We start from the raw sequence: 18,409 nt of genomic DNA, 5'->3' as shown, positions 1-18,409 counted from the left end.
TAATCTTAGAATAACTATTTTATCATATCTTTTATAACCTCTCCTGCTATTATCATACCTGCAACAGGTGGTACAAAAGATATACTCCCTGGGACTTGCCTTTTACCTGCCCACATCTTAGATGAATCTCTTTCAGATACAGATTCCTTTTTATCTATTATAGATTCATCCACTGCTGGCTTTAACACCTCTTCTACTGAATATACTACCTTAAGGTGCTTAACGCCCTTTCTTCTAAGTTCTTTTCTCATAACTCTACATAATGGACAAATCTTTGTATCATATATATCAGCTACCTTAAATTCTGTTGGATCTAATTTATTACCTGTACCCATAGAACTTATTAGCTTTTTATTATTATTTTCACACCAAATAGCAACTTGGATTTTAGATGTTATGCTATCTATGGCATCTATAACATAATCCACGTCTTTTGTTATTATCTTATCCATATTATTAGAATCTATATATGTTCTAAGTGCCGTAACTTCACAATCTGGATTAATTTCAAGTATTCTTTCTTTCATTACATCAACTTTAGCCCTTCCTACGGTTTTGTAAGTTGCATGTATCTGCCTATTTAAATTTGTAATGCATATAATATCATCATCTACAAGTACGAGCTTTCCGATTCCCCCTCTTACAAGAGCTTCAACAGCAAAACTTCCTACCCCTCCTATACCTAAAATCACTACCTTTTTATTTTTAATCTTGTTTAAAGATTCTTCTCCAATTAAAAGCTCTGTCCTTGACATTGAATGTTTTGCCATGTATTTATCCCCTTTAAAAATATATTAAAAGTTTAGTTAAAACCTTATTAAAATCAAAAACATCCAAGCTTTAAGTTATATTTAAAGCTTAGATACCTTTTTATTATATTATAATGAAACTAAATTTACTACAGTATATCTATCTTTAGTTCACAAATACTTAAATCTGCCTTATAATTATTATATATCAAATTTATAAATTGATGGAGGGTATAATATGACAATAGGAATAATAGCAGCAATGAGCGAAGAGCTTGAAATATTATTAAAGGATATGAACCTTGCAAGTAAGGTATGTAAGGCAAATATGGAATTTAATTATGGTACTATCTTCGGAAATAAGATTGTAGCTGTAGTATGTGGCATAGGTAAGGTAAACTCGGCAATATGTGCTCAAATATTAATTACATATTATAATGTAGATAAAATAATTAATGTTGGTATTGCAGGAGGAATTGGTGAAGACATTTATCCTGGAGATATAGTGATTGGAGAGTCCTTAGTACAACATGATGTGGATACTACAATGTTTGGAGATAGAATAGGCCAAATACCAAGACTAGATACCTTTGACTTTAAATGCGACAAAGGTTTAGTAAATTTAGCTCGTGAATCCTCAAAGGAAATAACAAATCACAAAACATTTATAGGAAGAATCGTAAGCGGAGACCAGTTTATTGCTGACACTAAAAAGATAATGTGGCTAAAAGAAGAGTTTGGGGCCCTTGCCTGCGAAATGGAAGGCGCTAGTATAGCACATGTATGCTACCTAAATTCTATTCCCTTCGTAGTAATAAGATCTATTTCAGATAATGCAAATAATGGAGCCCAGATGGATTATGAAAAGTTTAAACTTATAGCCGTAGAAAACTCTACAAATATGTTAAAACAAATAATAAAGTCTTTATAATAAAAGCTTCACATTAAACTTAAAATCTACTTTATAAAAAAACACCTTATAGATTATTTCTTTAAGGTGTTTTAACTTTTGAGGCCTTAATATGCCTGTCTATACAATGTTTATATTTGTATATACAATAGTTTCATCATGGGTTATAATTATATTATTAACAATATAATAATGAAGTTTATATGCTAATATGAAAATAAGTTAATTAAAGAAATAATATGTTTAGTTAAAAAGTGCATTGGAGGAATTATAATGATAATAGATTTAATTGAAAATGCGGAACTTTATTATGGCATAAGCCCTGAGATAAAGGAAGCTTTAAACTTTCTAAAAAAAGAAGATATAAGGAACATTCCTGTTGGTAGATATGATATATTAGAAGATAAGGTATTTGCCCTTGTCCAACAATACGAACCAAGTGATATTTCTGAATATGAATTAGAATCTCATAAAAGATACATAGACCTACAATTTATAGTAAGGGGAAAAGAATCAATAGCCTATGCAAACATAAAAGACTTACATATATCAAAAGAATATGATGAAGAGTCTGACTATCAGTTACTTAAGGGACCTTCAGACATCCTAACTGCAAAAGAAAATTCATTTTTTATATTCATGCCTGAGGATGCACATAAACCTGGAATAAGGCTTGAAGATTGTCTTAACGTTAAAAAGATTGTAGTTAAAGTGCTTATATCAAGTGATTCTTAGAATAACTTATCCAGGGGCGTAGCAGCCGTCATCCCCCACCTTGAAGAGGATAGGGGTGTTACGGACGGTGGCCATGGGATAAAAATCATTTCCTAATTTACATGATACCTATAAACATATGGCCCCTACACTTTGTATAATTAAACCTTAGAATTTAATTTACTTGGAGGTAAACTATGATTGATAAAAATTCAACTACACCAAGATATGTCCAATTAGAAGAATATATTAAAAATCAAATAAACACTAATATGTATCCACCTGGGAGCTCACTACCAACGGAAAGAGAGTTTACAGAACTTTTTGGCGTAAGCCGAATGACTGTAAGGCAAGCTATATCAAATCTTGTGAATGAAGGTATCCTTTATAAAATTAGAGGTAAGGGTGCTTTGGTTTCAAAAAAGATAATTGAGAAGGAATTTGAAATACAAGGTTTTTCTGAAGATATGATAAGTCGTGGTCTTGTACCTGGCAGTGATGTTATTGAATTTAAAAAAATTATTCCTGAAGATGACATAAGCAAAAGGCTGAAGTTAAACCAAGGAGAAGAGGTATACTTTTTAAATAGGCTAAGACTTGCAGATAATGAGCCTATGGCTATAGAATACTGCTATATTCCTGTAAAGTTTTTCCCTGGTCTTATAAAATATAATATGGTCCAATGTTCATTATACGACCTTTTGAAAAGTGAGTATAACTTACAAATAGGTTATATAAAACAAAAATTCAAAGCAATCGGAATGAATAAAAAAGAAGCCGAATTATTAACTGGGAAATCCAAAGCTTTTGGCCTTTTATCCATTAGGGTGCTTTTTGATGAAAATGATAGACCTGTTGAATGTACAAAAACCATATACCATCCAGATAGATACACTTTTAATATGACCTTATTTAATAAAAATCATAACTAATAATAAACTTCACCACTTAAATAGGTTTAAACTAACGTTAAGAGCTATCCCTCTACCATCTTTCCTTGAAGGATGGTAGAGGGATAGCTCTTTTGTTTAAAGTTCACTCATAAATTTAAAAATTGCATCATTAGTTTCTGGTAAGTTTTCATGTCCAAAGTCATTATATATTCTTAACTGCTTTTTACTAATCACATTATTGTAAATAGCAAATTGTGTAGACGGTGGGCAAATGTTATCTAATAAAGTTGCAGTAAATAATACCTCACTTTTTATAAACTTTGCTAAGTTTTTTACATCTATATACCCTAGTTTATTAAACACTTCATCTTCCTTTTTATGAAGAGGATCAAAGAATCTAAAATAGTAGTTTAATTCTTCATAAGCATCTTTTGCAAGATCCATTTGCCAAACCCTTTTATAATCGCTTAAAAAAGGATATACAGGAGCAATTTTATTTATCCTTGGCTCTAAAGCGGCGCAGGCAATAGTTAATGCTCCACCTTGAGAGTAGCCAGTTACACCTACCCTTTTGCTATCAACACCTTCCATATCCATTACAATTCTTGCAATTTGAGCGGTATCTAAAAATATATTTCTAAATAGAAGATCCTCAGGTTCCCCCTGAAGTCCTCTAATTATATGACCTCCATAAGTAGGTCCTTTAACGTTTCCTGTGTCCTCAGATAATCCACCTTGTCCTCTGCAATCCATGGCAACTACAGTGAATCCCATAGCTACATAAGGTAGTTTATCCATCCAATCTCCAGAGTCACCTCTATATCCATGGAACATAATTAATGCAGGATGTTTTTGTGATGAATTCTTTGGTTTTAAACATTTAGCATGTATACGAGCTCCTCTAACCCCAGTAAAATACATGTCAAAACAATCTGCATAGGGAGCCTTAAAATCACTTAAAATAAATTCTACCATTGGGTCTATAGAATCTAGTTCTTTTAAAGCTTCCTCCCAGTACCTATCAAAATCCTTAGGACAAGGATTGGTACCTTTATACTTATGTAATTCTTCAATGGGCATATCTAGCATTGGCATGTTCATCTCTCCCTTATGCAGAAAACTTTTCTATTGTATTCATTATCTTTTCATAAAGCTCTTTCACTTTAGGGAAATCTTCTTTATCTACAGGTTCTAAAGGAAGTCTTGTAGTTCCGATATCTATTCCCCTTAATTTAACTATTTCTTTTGCGACTCCATAAAGTGATGGGAATGAAAGTAAGTCACCAATTATATCATTTATAGCAAATTGAACTTCTTGAGCCTTTTCTATATTACCTTTTGAAAAATACTCTTCAGCCTTTAAAAATAATTCTGGCATTACTCCATAGGTTCCGCCTATTCCAGAGTCAGCTCCCATTATCCTTCCTGATATATATTGTTCATCAGGTCCATTAAATACTAATAAATCTTTACCACCAATTGCTTTAAACTTTTGTATGTCATAAGTACTCATGCTACTGTTTTTTATACCTACTACATTAGGATAAGATAACATCCTTTTTAATAAATTAATTGAAAGATCATAGCCTGTAGTTTGTGGTATGTTGTATATAATAAATGGAAGATCTGCACTATCCATTATACTCTTCCAATGAAGTTCTATACTTCTTTCAGGTACTTTATAATATACATTAGGAACTGCTGAAAGTGCATAAGCACCAACCTTCTTCGCATGTTTTGAAAGCTCAATACTATCTCTAGTTGCTGCTGCCCCTACGTGAACTATAATCTTTAATTCAGATCCTACCTCAGCCATTACAGCCTCTAGCATTTTTTTCCTTTCCTCTACTGTAAGAAGGAATCCTTCTCCTGAGCTTCCCCCTACATAAAGTCCCTTAACGCCCTTATTTGCGTAAAATCTAGCTAGCTTTTTGGTAGCCTCTTCACTGATATTATTATCATTATCAAAGCATGCATAAAATGCAACAAATATTCCCTTTAAGTCTTCTTTATTAAAATTCATAACTTTTACATCCCTTTCTTATTGTATCTGTATAATTTATATTTCTATATATAATTTAAAATAATTTAGTAGTACCTTAAAATGTAAACTTTTAGCTATACTAACCTTTTATAGCTCCCATTGTTATACCTTGTGTAAAGTATTTTTGGAAACAAATAAATATAATTATCATTGGTAATGAAGCTAAAGCAGCACCTGCCATAATAACTCCATAATTTGTTGTGAACTCTTGTTGAAGTAGTGCTACTCCAAGTGGTAATGTCATCATTTTAGAACTTCTAATTATTATAAGTTGCATAAAATAATCATTCCAAGAACTTATAAATGTAAATATTGCAAGAGCACCTACTCCTGGCTTAACAAGCGGAAGGACTATCTTAAAGAAGATTCCAAATTCAGAACAACCATCGATTTTGGCTGCTTCAATTAATTCTCCTGGAACCCCCTGGGAAAATTGTTTCATAAGAAATACTCCAAATGGCCAACCTGCCGCAGGAAGTACAAGCGCTTTGTATGTATTTATCCAATTTAACTTAGATAGTATTGTAAATAGTGGTATCATAACTACTTGTTTAGGTAAAGCCATTGCAACAATTAATGACCAGAATATTATATTCCTACCTGGAAATCTCTTTTTAGCAAGTGCATATCCTGACATAGTTGCAGTTAAACATACTACTACCATAGTACAAAATGCTATAAAAAAGCTATTAAATGTCCATCTTAAAAGTGGAGATTTTGAAAGAGATTTAAAGTTTTCTAAAGTAGGGTTTTTTGGTATCCACTGTGGGGGTATTTGAATTGTTACATTTTGAGGCTTAAAAGCACCAGTTACAATCCAATAAAATGGAAATATAAAAATTATAGCTAATATAATAATTAGTACAATGAAAACTATATTGCGTGTAGATAACTTCTTTCTTTTATTCATAAAAATTCCACCTCACTATATTAATAATAGTATTAAAAATGTATATACCTATTTAATAATCAACTTCTTCTCCAAAGAACTTAAACTGCACAACTGATATAATCATTATTATAATAGCAAGAATAACTCCCATAGCTGATGCTAAACCATACTTATTAAGAGTAAATGCTCTTTCATAAACCATATACATTATAGTTGATGTAGAATAAGCTGGTCCTCCTGAGGTTAAAAGCTGAATTATTGAAAAACACTGGAAGGAATTTATTGTTGTAATTATTACAATATATAATGTAGTTGGCATTAACAATGGCCAAGTTACCTTTCTAAATATCTCAAAAGGTGTAGCTCCATCCACTTCAGCTGCTTCTAGGTAAGAGGTTGGGACATTTCCAAGGGCAGCAACATATAAAATTATTGGCTGACCTACAGATAAGGTTACTAAAACTATTATTATACAAATTAATGCATGCTTTGGATCACCTAGCCATCCCTTTGGCTCAACTCCAATTTTTGAAATTAAATAATTTAATATACCATAACTTGGGTGGAATATCCATCCCCAAACTACTGTTATACTTACAACTGAAGCTACAGTTGGAAGATAAAACACACCTCTAAAAAAAGATCTAATTTTAGGTGACTTTTTATATATAACCACAGATACAAATAATGATAAAAGCATTACAAGAGGTACATTTGCCAAAACTATAAGTAGCGTATTTCCTAAAGATTTTAAAAATATCTTATCATGTACTAAACTTTTATAGTTTTCAAGGCCTATAAACTTAAAATTCCTAAGAGAGTAATCAAAAAAGCTTATGTAAACACCCTTAATCATTGGATATACAACAAAGGTTATAAAAAAAACTAACATAGGTAGAAGAAAAAGATAGGCATATCCCCATTCTTTTAAGTTCTTTTTACTTATTTTTTTCTTATCTTTTATATTAACCTTGGTATGATTTACATTACCCATGTAAACACCTCCACTAAAATTATTAATAGCTAAAAGTCTTTAAGTTAAATCTTATGTAAAGTTTGATTAATCTAAAATCAAACTAGATTTCATATTCATATCTTATTAAAATAGTATGAAGCGGTCTTACCCACCCCATACTACTTGGGACTATTTTTTTGTTAAAGTAGCATTTGAATCTTTAACAAATTGATCTAAAGCTTCTTGTGGTTCACTTTTTTCAATTAATACCTCTTGAAGAGTTGGGAACCAAAACGTTCTCATTTCAGAGAAACCTGGTACTGCATTGTAATAAGTTCCTAAATATTTAATCATGCCTTCACAATATACTGATTCTGGATCCTTGTATAATCCAGTTACTGATGATTTAACTGAAAATCCTCCAGTGGATACTAAATTTTCTTTAAATGTAGCTTCGTCATTAGCTATAAAGTCTACAAGCTTTTTAGCCGCTTCTATCTTATCTGGATCTTTATTATCAAAAATCCCTATTCCTCCAACGAAAGCTTCAAGAAAAGGTTTTTGTTCAATACTTGGTGTTGGATATGGAACAAATACTTCTTCAAAAGGCTCAGTTTTCTTTGCTTCACTTGTTTTCTTTAATACTGGTGAATATAGAATTGATACTGCTATCTTTTGTTGTAAAAACATATCAATCATATCATTAGATGTAAGAGCTTCTCCACCTTTTAAAGTAAGTCCTTCTTTTGTTGAATCAACAATCCATTTAAGAGCCTTAGCTTCATTTGGATCATTCATAACGTATTCTTTTAAGTCAGGAGATATTATTTGTCCGCCACCCATATTAGCTATATATGGTCTGGTTCCTTGATCTCCAGCACTAGATTTAGCATACATAGCACTTGGAACTACTCCTGGTACCTTTTCTTTAATTGCTTTTAAAAGTGCAATATACTCATCATTTGTCCAAGTTCTATCTTCTCTGTCTAATGGAAGCATGTCCAAAAGTCCAGCTTTTTCTAACATTGTTTTGTTAAATGCCATCATATTTGGTGTAGTATTAATTGGATACATGTAGTACTTACCATCAAGCTTACATGCATCTAATATCTTTTCTGGCACATCTGATTTAAATGAATCTGTAAACATACTATCAAGTTCTGCCATTACACCATTTCTTGCATAGTCTATTATTCTTCCTGGATAGTCATAAACTAAGTCTGGAGCTGAATTAGAAGCAATTGCTGTGTTAAGCTTTTGAGGACCACTAGCAAAATCCATCATTTCTACATTAACCTTTATGTTTGGATACTTTTTATTAAAATTCTCAATTATCTTTTGTTCATACTTTCCTGGGGTATTATCTATAGGCGCATAGTTTGGATAGTTCCACCAAGTTATTTCTACAGCTTTATCTGAAGACGCCTTTCCAGCATCTCCTGTTTCACTTTTTGAGCATCCAATAAAAGCAGATGCAGTAACTGAAAGTGCTAGGATTAATGTTATTAATTTAGTTTTCTTCATTTCTAAACCCCCCTAATTTTTGTTTTATATTATTATTATTTTCTATGAAACAATATAATATCTTTTATATATGGACCTTCTTTACTGAATCTACAAACTTTTTAGTTATTAATTGTGGCCTTGTTATTGCACCTCCAACTACTACAGCCCAAGCACCAGATTCCAAACACTTTGCTGCAAGACTTGGTGTCTCAACGTTTCCTTCAGCAATTATTGGCACCTTTAAAACCTTTTTTAAGTCTTTAATTAATTCAATATCTGGCTTAAATCTATCAAGAGTGTAATCTGTATATCCGCTTAATGTAGTAGAAACTATATCAAAGCCTATATTTTCAGCTTCTATAGCTTCGTCATAAGAAGATATATCAGCCATTATCATCCCATCATATATTTTCCTTATTTCTAAGAAAAACTCTTTAAGACTTTTTCCATCTGGTCTTTCTCTTTTAGTAGCATCAACTGCAATTATCTGTGGTTTAATAGGAAGTAACTTTTTAACCTCCTCTATGGTAGGTGTAATATAAACATTACTAGAGCCATATACCCTTTTATAAATTGCTATTAACGGTAAATCAACATTTTCTTTAATGCTTGCACAATCTTCTGGAGAATTTGCTCTAATTCCTACTGCTCCGCCAATGAGTGCGGCCTTTGCCATACGTGTCATAATACTAACACTATGAAGAGGCTCATCCTCTAAAGCTTGGCAAGAGACTATAATTCCGCCCTTTATCTTATTAAGTGTTTCCATTGAACTTATCATCATTTCTACCCCCGAACACAACATTAAACTATACTGCAAACCTTTACCTTAAATCTTGCTTTATCTTTTATTACAATATTATTATATCAACTGATTGTACTCTTGTCTATATAAATGTTAATGTTGTCTAGACAATATATGAAGTTATATAGACAAGTATTGTGTTAAACTCTATTAAAATAAAAGTTATTAACAAAAAAAGCTCTTAAAGTCTCCTTTAAAAGCTTTCTATCCATTATTATTTAAAATATAATATGTGCTATTATTGATACTACTGGTAATGTAATAAGAGTTCTTTCTATAAATATTATAAATAACTCTTTAAAGTTTACAGGTATCTTTGACCCAAGTAAAAGTCCACCCACCTCTGACATATATATAAGCTGAGTTACTGATACAGTTGCAATTATAAATCTAGTCATATCACTTTGAATAGTAGCCGCTAATACTGAAGGTAAAAACATATCTGCAAATCCTACTATAAGAGTTTGAGATGCTGCTGTAGCCTCTGGTATTTGTAAGAGCTTTAAAACTGGTATAAAGGGCATACCTAACCATTGAAATATAGGAGTATACTCTGCTATTATAAGTGCAATTGTTCCAAATGCCATTACCATAGGTGTTACACCAATCCACATATCTAAAACATTTTTAGCTCCATCCACAAAAAATTTCTTTGGGCTGTTATTTTGTCCAGCTCTATCTACAGCCTTTTCTAATCCCCATTTAAATGAAGTATATCCTTTTGGTATTTCTTCACTACCATTATTATTTACCCCGCCATAATAATTATCAGATTTTCTTGATAGTGGTGGTATCCGAGGAGTTATTATAGCAGCCACTACCCCTGCAAGAGTTACTGTTAAATAAAAGGGTAGAAATAAATGTGCTAAATTAACTTGAGCTATAACAACTAAACTAAAAGTTATAGATACTGCTGAAAAGCTTGTACCTATTACAGCCGCTTCTCTTTCTGAATAGTATCCTTCTTCATATTGTTTGCTTGTAAGAAGTACTCCTATAGTTCCATCCCCAAGCCATGATGTTATACAATCTATAGCAGATCTCCCTGGTAAAGAGAAAATTGGTCTCATAACCTTAGTAAGTAAAGACCCAAAAAACTCTAGTAATCCAAAATCTAAAATAAGTGGAAGTAATAGTCCTGCAAATAAAAATACTGAAAATAAAATTGGGAGCAAACTATAAAGTAATAACCCTCCCGTATTTTCTGACCACAAAAATTCAGGTCCTATTTTAAAGTATGATGATATAACTAAAATACCACCCAATATCCTTGCTATAGTCCAGATAATATCTACATCAAAAAGACCTTTTAGATAAGTATTTTCTTTTATGCTCTTAGGTTTAAATATTTTTGTAACTAATGTGCCTATAAGACTAATAACTATTAACCCTAAAGTTATAGCCGGTAATATCTCTGATAACTTATTCATTATAACCTTAGCAAAAAAAGCTACAGGTATGGTAATTTCACCACCTAAACTTAAAGGTGTCATAAATAATATTATTCCCATTATTGAGGGTATTAAAAATTTAAAATAGCTGCTCTTGTTTGAATTTACTGGGGTTTTACTTTCCATTATCTCTCTCCTTTTATAATTTATAGTTCCATTTGATACTTTTAATTTACTAACAAATGATAATGCATAATTATAAAAAAATCAACCTATTTGTGTATAAATATTCATTACCAGTTATTATAATACCTAATAACCTTAATTTATTTTGAAATAATTCACCTTTTATAAATAATGGATTATAATTTTAAAGTTTTAAAATTATAATCCATCTTATTAAATGTTAAGTTACGTTTGATCTAATGATATTAAAACCGAATCAAACAAATTAATATTACACCTTTTATCCTGCCAGTGATTGCAATTAGAGCAGCTTTTGCTATTTTCTAATCCCATATTAGATTCTACATTACTTATTGTAGCTTCGTATCCAGGACAACAATTTGCTACATGCATCATTTGCATCATATTACCCATTAAGAGTCTCCTTTCTTCTTTAAGACTTAAGCCTCTTCAAAAGATAACCAATAAATATAATAGTAAATTTAAATCTTTAACTTGTTATCTTTTGAACTCCACAGGCTTAATTATTGTTAATCATATTTTTTATAGGATCATATAAGCCTTTAAAGCACTTACCTCTAACAAAGTTAGAACAATTATCGCAGCTAGGAGAAAGGTGTCCTCCCATGCTCATAAGAGATAATCCATATGTTGGTTCATAACCAGGGCAATTTTCACCGATAACACTTTTAAGTTCATCTTTTCTCATAAAAACACCTCTATAAAAGTAATGTGAATATTTCTATCTTACCCATATTAAAAGTTTATATGTATATAGAAAACATCTATTTAATGCTAACCAAAAATAGCTCCTTGTAGTTAAATAGATTTAGATCATGTATTATTCTTAACTATAAATATAAATATGAATATAAAAATAGAGGAAATAAATATGTCTTAGACATGCTTATTTCCTCTGAACACTTTAATGCATTTATTTAAAGGTTTTTATCTTTCATTTAATAACTTGTCCTTTGAATTAATCTTCCATTAAAATCATGGTACCATTAAATAATTAAATAATTAAATATGAAACATGGCTATATTTTTTTATTTTTATCATCTTTGAATACAAATAATTCTAGAACATGATTTATTAAAATTAAGATAATATATATATACTCTTATATTATGATAGGTATTTCAAATGGTTCTTATTATATAACTAATTATATATTTGTCTTGTAAAGGCCTTTTCAAAGTTTATTTTGAATATATCAAAGTTTCATTTTGAGTTTCTTTGTCAACTAAATATATTTGCATATTATTTATATCAACATCTTCAGGATTATATAATAAATTTCCAGCATAGAATTGAACATATTTCGAATCCCTATTATAATCATAATCTTCTAGTTCGCCTAGTTCTTTAGGTGGAAAAGCTATTAAAGCTTTAAGTTCGTATGCATTAATATAGTTTCCTGATATTAGCTTTAAATTATATTTTTCTCTAATATCATAGGTATCTGAATTTTTTGTATCCTCAATATAAAAATCAATTAAAGAACCAAATTCAAAGTTTCCTAAACTTTCAATTGTAAAATCCAAACCATCCAATGAAATCTTTTTATGGATATATTCATATCCATTCGTACTTTTATTTAACGGACTTGATAATTTAAACTTTATATCTCCAGTTAATAAATATTCTATTTTTATTTGATCACTTTTTTCCTTCCTTCCTGCAATAATATATTTTTGAACAACTTCTAATTTATCATTAGCTATTTTTTTTGATGATATTTCTTGCGGGCCAAAACTTAATTCAACAACATTATCATTTTGAGTTGCTGCTGATAGGAAGACATTTCCGTCCTCTATATTTGAACCATCCTTTGTTGTTATATAATATTTTGTTAGCAAATAATTCCCGAAATATTTAGTATACTCTATATCAATTATATAATTACCCACTTCCTTCGTTAACGGAAAGTTTGAGGGCTCAGCTTCAGAAACTTTTGTACATCCTAAAAAAAAGGTAGTTATTATTACACTTAATAATATTAGTATTATATTGTTTTTCTTTTTAAACATATTAAAATCTTCACTCCTTAAAATTAGTATTCTCCTTATTTTAACATTAACTTTACATAAAGGAAATGAGTAGATGTCTCCTTATTTCTAATACTAAAAAAAGAGACTATCTTAAAATAAAGTTTTCAGATAATCTTTTGAAAGTGTTATATATTAAAAACGCTGTCTTCGTGTTATTTAACAACAATCATTTATAAAATGTTTACGTTGTGGTAATATATGTTTATTAAGAGTCCTTATCTTTTTCCTATGCGGCTTGATCCAAATGATTATGGAGGAGGGATTATTATTAAAAAAGTAGCTTATAGAGTTAGCATGATAATTTCATTCTGTTATGGATTTATTATACTACTTGTATTAGATATGGTTAATCGTAAAGTTAACTTCACACCAATATTTAGGTATCCTAGTAATAAATGAATGGTAAATGGATTAATTTCATTTATTATCTATACATTATTGACATTTAGTCTTTGTTTTATATCAATAATAAAGACTAAACAAGAAATTAAAAGGTTTATTGTTATTAATATAATAACAATTATCATAGGATTATTATCATTTTGGGCTATTGGAGCAATGTTTTTTATTCATACACCAAATTACGCTTAATAAATGATAATATAAGTCCATATTTTATACTAATTTCTAGTATAAATCCTAGTCTTTTATTATTTCTTAGAATGCAGATAAGAAGATGATTTTATAAATAATAGTCTCTTAAATTACTATTATTAACTTTTAAAACAACTGATGAGTTCATCATAATCACAATTCATTTCTTTTATTGTATTAAAAATGAAACCTTATATCCTCACCAAAAGAGGTGATGTTATATATTTAAAACATCATTTCATTGCTTTTTAATAATTATCTATTTATAAACAGCTTAAATTATGGTAATATATGTTTATTGAAATAAGTTAAAGGAGATGAATAACATTAATAATAAATGCTTAAAGATTCTAAAACAAATTAGTATAACTCAGTTATTAAGTATTGTTTTTGCCATTATTGGAGAAGTATATCTCCATCTATTAATAAGTTATCATTTAGTATCTGATAATATCATACTATTAAGTAGTATAGGGATTATTTTCTTAACAGTACTGTATACAAGCCTAATTTACTTCTTTTTAGAAGGCAAATGGATGAATATACCCTTAATTTTTATTCCTTATATAATATACTTCTTTATAATTTCAATTAAAAGTACTCATCTCTTTCCTATGCAAACTGATCCAGATGATTATGGAGTTGGAATACTCGGGTTATTCGTAATCTTTTGTCAATGCATGAGCGTATTAATATCAAGTATAGTTGGCACATATTTAAATAAGGAAAGATGTAATATAAAGAAGAATCCATAAACTTTATAAAAATAAATTGAAATATAATTGTTGTTTGCATAAATGCTTCTTTTCTGCATATTATTACAGAAATTAATCTAAAGAAGATGACCCCTGCTCAACACAGTAATCATCCTCTTAATTAGGTATATACCTTTTAATAATTAGAAACTAGTGTAAATCTCTATATATATTAATACCCTGCTTAATTCTTGCTTGATCTCTAGGATCATCACCCCATGATTCAATATTCACCCACTCGCTTTTAGATGTACCGGCTCGCCATTGAGCAAATCCAGCGCCTGAAAGTAGAGTTATATCTTGAAAGCCAAATACTTTTCCTACATATCCATACAGAATATTACCTGGAGCATCATTATCTATAACTTCATTTTCAAATATAAACTGATAATGACGCCATTCTGGCAAGTTTTTAAGATCAGCAGGCCCTCTATTTTTCACCAAGTTATAAAATATATATAATCTTTGTAATATATCCACGTCAGTTATCCTTGCTTTTACAAACTCTTTTTCATATAATTGCATTAAAGACTTAAGTTTATCTGTAATCTCTACAGGAGTTAGAAGATCACGTAAAGTAAAAAGTGTTTTATATCCAGCTACATCACCTTCTCCTATTATATTATATTTTAATTGAAATTGTTTTACTGAAAAGGCAGTTAAACTATCATAGTATCCAGAACATCCCCCTTCAAAAAACCCTAATTTTTGTAAATCTTCTTGTAGCTTTTTAACAGCGTCACCACTAGAACCTTCTTTTAGAACAGTAGGTCCAACTGGATTATTTGAAAGTATTCCATTTACTGCATTTATTACTTTTTGTGAGTAGCCTCCATTTATAACATCACTATGGCTATGCGTATTTCTTGGCAATTCTATTAATGCAGCATCTGCACCTATTGATTTAGCCCATGCAATTAAGAATCCTCTATCTGCTCCATATCCACTTCTTTGCTCAAATCCAAATTGATTTCTAAAGTACTGTCCTATTTCTGGATTACCTATGGCTGCTCCTTCCCATCCGTGTAAGTCTATAACAACCATTTTCCCTGAAGTTTTATTTTTAATACCTTGTATAAATTCACTTAACTTGCTAGATTCATTAACACTAAGAGGTTTATCCCCAGTCCAATATCTTGGAGTACCGTGTGAAGTAAATCCTATAGGAAAGTCTCTATTTATATCTACTCCGCCTACTATAGTACATCTGCCTGGACCATTATTAGTATATCCTTCAGCTAGTCCATCTGGATTTGCTGCTGGTATTACATATACTGACCATCCTTTTGTTCCATTACTTGCAAGTGATCTAATTAAGTCATTTCCTATATTAACTAATTCAAGTCCATCTTTAGGGAAGTTATCCTCAAATCCATGAACTTCACATACCATTACTAATGAATTGTTTCCATTTCCTATTTTATAAGCAGTAAGGTCTCTTTCTTTACCACTCTTCCCGTATGATATTGTGGATACACCTAATGTTGATGGTTTAGGTATAGTTATTTTTGTTACTGAACCCCCTTCATATTTAACATATCCTGATTTAGTATTTGGTCCTTTATCTGTGTTATAAACTACATGTGTCATTCCATTTTTCTTATATAATGGAGTTGCTGATTCATAAGGACTTAATGATCCGAGCTGTCCACCATTTTCATCATAAACTATTTCTGTGGTTGAACCGTTAGCCCATGCATTAGCATCATTATACTTAATTACAGAAAGTGTATTATTAACATATCCTTGTCTAACACCAGCTGATGTTGGATATTGAACTAATGCTAATTGTTTTGTATAACCTACATCTAATACTGTTATACTATCACCGTTGTCAACTTGCCTACCTGATACCATATTTTTGTTTTCATCTCTTAAGTATAAGAAGTCTCCTTGTAACTTAGCATTATTAGGATAGGTAAATCCTCCTGGTACTAATTCTCCTGGTTTTATTTCTCCACCTGGTGAAGTAGAACCACCACCTGTACCTTCATATTTAACATATCCTGATTTAGTATTGGATCCTTTATCTGTATTGTAAACCACGTGAGTCATACCATCTTTTTTATACAAAGGAGTAGCTTTTTCATATGGATCTAATGATCCGAGCTGTCCACCATTTTCATCATAGACTATTTCTATGGTTGAACCGTTAGCCCATGCATTAGCATTATTATACTTAATTACAGAAGGTGTATTATTAACATACCCTTGTCTAACTCCAGCTGATGTTGGATATTGAACTAATGCTAATTGCTGACTATAACCAACATCTAACACTGTTATGCTATCACCGTCGTCAACCTGCCTACCTGATACCATATTCTTGTTTGAATCTCTTAAATATAAGAAGTCTCCTTGTAACTTAGCATTATTAGGATAGGTAAATCCTCCTGGTACTATTTCACCTGGATTTACATCTGGATAATATTTCCCCATTTTTAAAACCTCCATTAATCTTTTATTTTTTAAATTAAAAATCAAGCTTGAATTTAATCTACACCTATAAAAGAGAAGGAAATCTTAAATATGTAAAGGTTAGATGAAAATATATATTAAAATACTTTTATCTTCAGATTTATAATATCAATGATAAGTCTTTTATTAAAACTAATTGAATATCTTCATATCAAATGATTCTTAGATTCAGGTAGGGTTCGCTTATGAAAAGTACTCTATCTACCTGAATCTTACAAGAACTTATCCAGACGCATAGGAGTAGTAATCAGATAAATCAAAAAGAGAGAAAAAGCAAAAGCGTTTTCTCTCTTTTTAGGTATTGCCTTTTCAAATGGATCTAGTAATCCAAGATATAAGCCATTTTCATCGTATACTATCTCCTTTGTTGATCCATTAGAGTATTCATCTTGGTAATAATATTCAATGCAATTAGTGGCATTAGTTACATAACCTCTTTTAACTCCACAAGCTGTAGGATATTGGGCTAAGACAAGTTGTTTTGCATAGCTTACATCTAAAACTGTTATATTATCTCCTATATCTACTCTTCGCCCTGGTATTATATTTCCCATGGAATCTCTTACATAGAGGAAATCTCCTATAACCTTAGCATTGTTACTATAGGAAAATCTTAATTCCTTAGATTCCTCTAAACCAAGACTTAAGTCAGGTTTTGAATCATGTTCTGAATTAGTTATTGCTTTAACTATAGCCTCTGCAATATCATTACCATTATACTTATCCATATCTTGCTTTGAATCTACAAATGAGCATTCTACTAATACACAAGGCATAGATGTATATCTTGGAACATATAAATTTGCTGTTTTTACACTTCTATTTATATAACCTAATCTAGAAATCTCTGTGCAAATGTTGGTTGCAAAGCTCCTTTCTAAATATTTATTACCACTTATATAACATTCTACACCTGTTCCACCTCCAGAATTAAAGTGTATACATAGATGAAGCTTTGAACCACTATTATTCGCTTCATTTACCCTAAATGCTAGAGATTTATTTACACTATCAAATCTTTTACCCCATGGGGTGCAATCTTTAGTTGAATATCCCCTATCTCTAAGCTTATCTTGTATTAAATTCCAAACTTCTTTAGTAAGATCATCTTCTTTTCTATATCCACTAGCCCCGGTATCTGGTGGTGAGTTATGACCTGCATCACCACTTATTAAAGTACCTCTATCTAAAAACATAAAATGGTCTCCTTTCTATTTAAATATTTTTTCTTTAATAGCTTCCACATCATTTTTAATTGTAGGTAGTAAACCTGTTAGTTCTTGGATTATAGTTTGATAATTATTTTCTCTTTTACTATTTTCTTTTAAAACATAGAATAATAAATAACAAAATAAAATAGCAAAAGCACCTTGACTAGCCACTAACTTTAATATCTGATTCTCCATAAAACCCCTCCTCCCTTAGATACATTTCTAGTAAAATTTAAGTTCAACTTATAATAAGCCTTTACATCTTAAATTC

Annotated in this window: 18 protein-coding genes; 4 read left to right on the top strand and 14 right to left on the bottom strand. The window is 30.4% G+C overall.

All coding sequences use genetic code 11. From position 1 onward, the window contains the following. Window positions 1-14: 14 nt before the first annotated feature. The gene (locus BV55_RS0105905) at window positions 15-770 is read right to left on the bottom strand and encodes a tRNA threonylcarbamoyladenosine dehydratase (RefSeq protein WP_029451893.1); all 756 of its coding nucleotides are present in this window, start codon (window positions 768-770) and stop codon (window positions 15-17) included. 217 nt (window positions 771-987) lie between these two features. On the opposite strand from BV55_RS0105905, the gene BV55_RS0105900 reads away from it, so the two are divergent. From BV55_RS0105900 to BV55_RS0105890, 3 genes are all read left to right on the top strand, one after another. Next, the gene (locus BV55_RS0105900; protein WP_029451892.1) at window positions 988-1,680 is read left to right on the top strand and encodes a 5'-methylthioadenosine/adenosylhomocysteine nucleosidase; all 693 of its coding nucleotides are present in this window, start codon (window positions 988-990) and stop codon (window positions 1,678-1,680) included. Between the two features lie 252 nt (window positions 1,681-1,932). Then, window positions 1,933-2,394, top strand: coding sequence for a NanQ anomerase/TabA/YiaL family protein (locus tag BV55_RS0105895; protein ID WP_029451891.1), 462 nt, complete (start codon window positions 1,933-1,935; stop codon window positions 2,392-2,394). Between the two features lie 176 nt (window positions 2,395-2,570). Continuing rightward, on the top strand, window positions 2,571-3,305 hold the full coding sequence (locus BV55_RS0105890; protein ID WP_029451890.1) for a GntR family transcriptional regulator: 735 nt from the start codon (window positions 2,571-2,573) through the stop codon (window positions 3,303-3,305). Between the two features lie 96 nt (window positions 3,306-3,401). On the opposite strand, the gene BV55_RS0105885 is transcribed toward BV55_RS0105890, so the two are convergent. The 10 genes from BV55_RS0105885 to BV55_RS0105840 form a co-directional block, all read right to left on the bottom strand. Beyond that, window positions 3,402-4,361 carry an alpha/beta fold hydrolase gene (locus BV55_RS0105885; protein ID WP_029451889.1) on the bottom strand — a complete coding sequence of 320 codons (960 nt, stop codon included), beginning with the start codon at window positions 4,359-4,361 and terminating at the stop codon, window positions 3,402-3,404. A gap of 13 nt (window positions 4,362-4,374) precedes the next feature. Then, the gene (locus tag BV55_RS0105880) at window positions 4,375-5,289 is read right to left on the bottom strand and encodes a dihydrodipicolinate synthase family protein (RefSeq protein ID WP_029451888.1); all 915 of its coding nucleotides are present in this window, start codon (window positions 5,287-5,289) and stop codon (window positions 4,375-4,377) included. A gap of 100 nt (window positions 5,290-5,389) precedes the next feature. Beyond that, window positions 5,390-6,220 (bottom strand): carbohydrate ABC transporter permease, encoded by an 831-nt coding sequence (locus tag BV55_RS0105875; protein ID WP_029451886.1) that lies wholly within the window; start codon window positions 6,218-6,220, stop codon window positions 5,390-5,392. A gap of 52 nt (window positions 6,221-6,272) precedes the next feature. After that, window positions 6,273-7,196: a carbohydrate ABC transporter permease gene (locus BV55_RS0105870; RefSeq protein WP_029451884.1), complete on the bottom strand. Its 924-nt coding sequence runs from the start codon at window positions 7,194-7,196 to the stop codon at window positions 6,273-6,275. 150 nt (window positions 7,197-7,346) lie between these two features. Continuing rightward, entirely contained in the window at window positions 7,347-8,681 is a 1,335-nt protein-coding gene (locus BV55_RS0105865; RefSeq protein WP_029451883.1) for an ABC transporter substrate-binding protein, read from the bottom strand. Window positions 8,682-8,745: 64 nt separating this feature from the next. Then, window positions 8,746-9,447: an N-acetylmannosamine-6-phosphate 2-epimerase gene (locus tag BV55_RS0105860; protein WP_341349698.1), complete on the bottom strand. Its 702-nt coding sequence runs from the start codon at window positions 9,445-9,447 to the stop codon at window positions 8,746-8,748. Window positions 9,448-9,686: 239 nt separating this feature from the next. Then, the gene (locus tag BV55_RS0105855) at window positions 9,687-11,045 is read right to left on the bottom strand and encodes a YjiH family protein (protein ID WP_029451881.1); all 1,359 of its coding nucleotides are present in this window, start codon (window positions 11,043-11,045) and stop codon (window positions 9,687-9,689) included. Window positions 11,046-11,270: 225 nt separating this feature from the next. Continuing rightward, window positions 11,271-11,459 carry a hypothetical protein gene (locus tag BV55_RS0105850; RefSeq protein WP_029451880.1) on the bottom strand — a complete coding sequence of 63 codons (189 nt, stop codon included), beginning with the start codon at window positions 11,457-11,459 and terminating at the stop codon, window positions 11,271-11,273. Window positions 11,460-11,565: 106 nt separating this feature from the next. Beyond that, window positions 11,566-11,754 carry a hypothetical protein gene (locus BV55_RS0105845; protein ID WP_029451878.1) on the bottom strand — a complete coding sequence of 63 codons (189 nt, stop codon included), beginning with the start codon at window positions 11,752-11,754 and terminating at the stop codon, window positions 11,566-11,568. A 494-nt stretch (window positions 11,755-12,248) separates the two neighbouring features. Beyond that, entirely contained in the window at window positions 12,249-13,079 is an 831-nt protein-coding gene (locus tag BV55_RS0105840) for a hypothetical protein (protein WP_029451876.1), read from the bottom strand. 1,229 nt (window positions 13,080-14,308) lie between these two features. Between BV55_RS0105840 and BV55_RS15665 the strand changes: the two genes are divergently transcribed. Continuing rightward, window positions 14,309-14,449: a hypothetical protein gene (locus tag BV55_RS15665; RefSeq protein WP_198023196.1), complete on the top strand. Its 141-nt coding sequence runs from the start codon at window positions 14,309-14,311 to the stop codon at window positions 14,447-14,449. 150 nt (window positions 14,450-14,599) lie between these two features. On the opposite strand, the gene BV55_RS15090 is transcribed toward BV55_RS15665, so the two are convergent. From BV55_RS15090 to BV55_RS0105815, 3 genes are all read right to left on the bottom strand, one after another. Then, a complete protein-coding gene (locus BV55_RS15090; RefSeq protein ID WP_051652415.1) occupies window positions 14,600-16,888 on the bottom strand; it encodes a polymorphic toxin type 44 domain-containing protein in 2,289 nt (762 codons plus the stop codon). Window positions 16,889-17,139: 251 nt separating this feature from the next. Then, a complete protein-coding gene (locus BV55_RS15085; RefSeq protein WP_051652414.1) occupies window positions 17,140-18,123 on the bottom strand; it encodes an N-acetylmuramoyl-L-alanine amidase in 984 nt (327 codons plus the stop codon). A 15-nt stretch (window positions 18,124-18,138) separates the two neighbouring features. Beyond that, on the bottom strand, window positions 18,139-18,333 hold the full coding sequence (locus BV55_RS0105815) for a BhlA/UviB family holin-like peptide (RefSeq protein ID WP_029451871.1): 195 nt from the start codon (window positions 18,331-18,333) through the stop codon (window positions 18,139-18,141). Between the last annotated feature and the right edge of the window lie 76 nt (window positions 18,334-18,409).

The organism is Clostridium algidicarnis (assembly GCF_000703125.1).
GTDB lineage: Bacteria > Bacillota > Clostridia > Clostridiales > Clostridiaceae > Clostridium_L > Clostridium_L algidicarnis.
The sequence above is the reverse complement of the archived record's forward strand: the minus strand, read 5'-3'. Positions and strand labels throughout refer to the sequence as shown.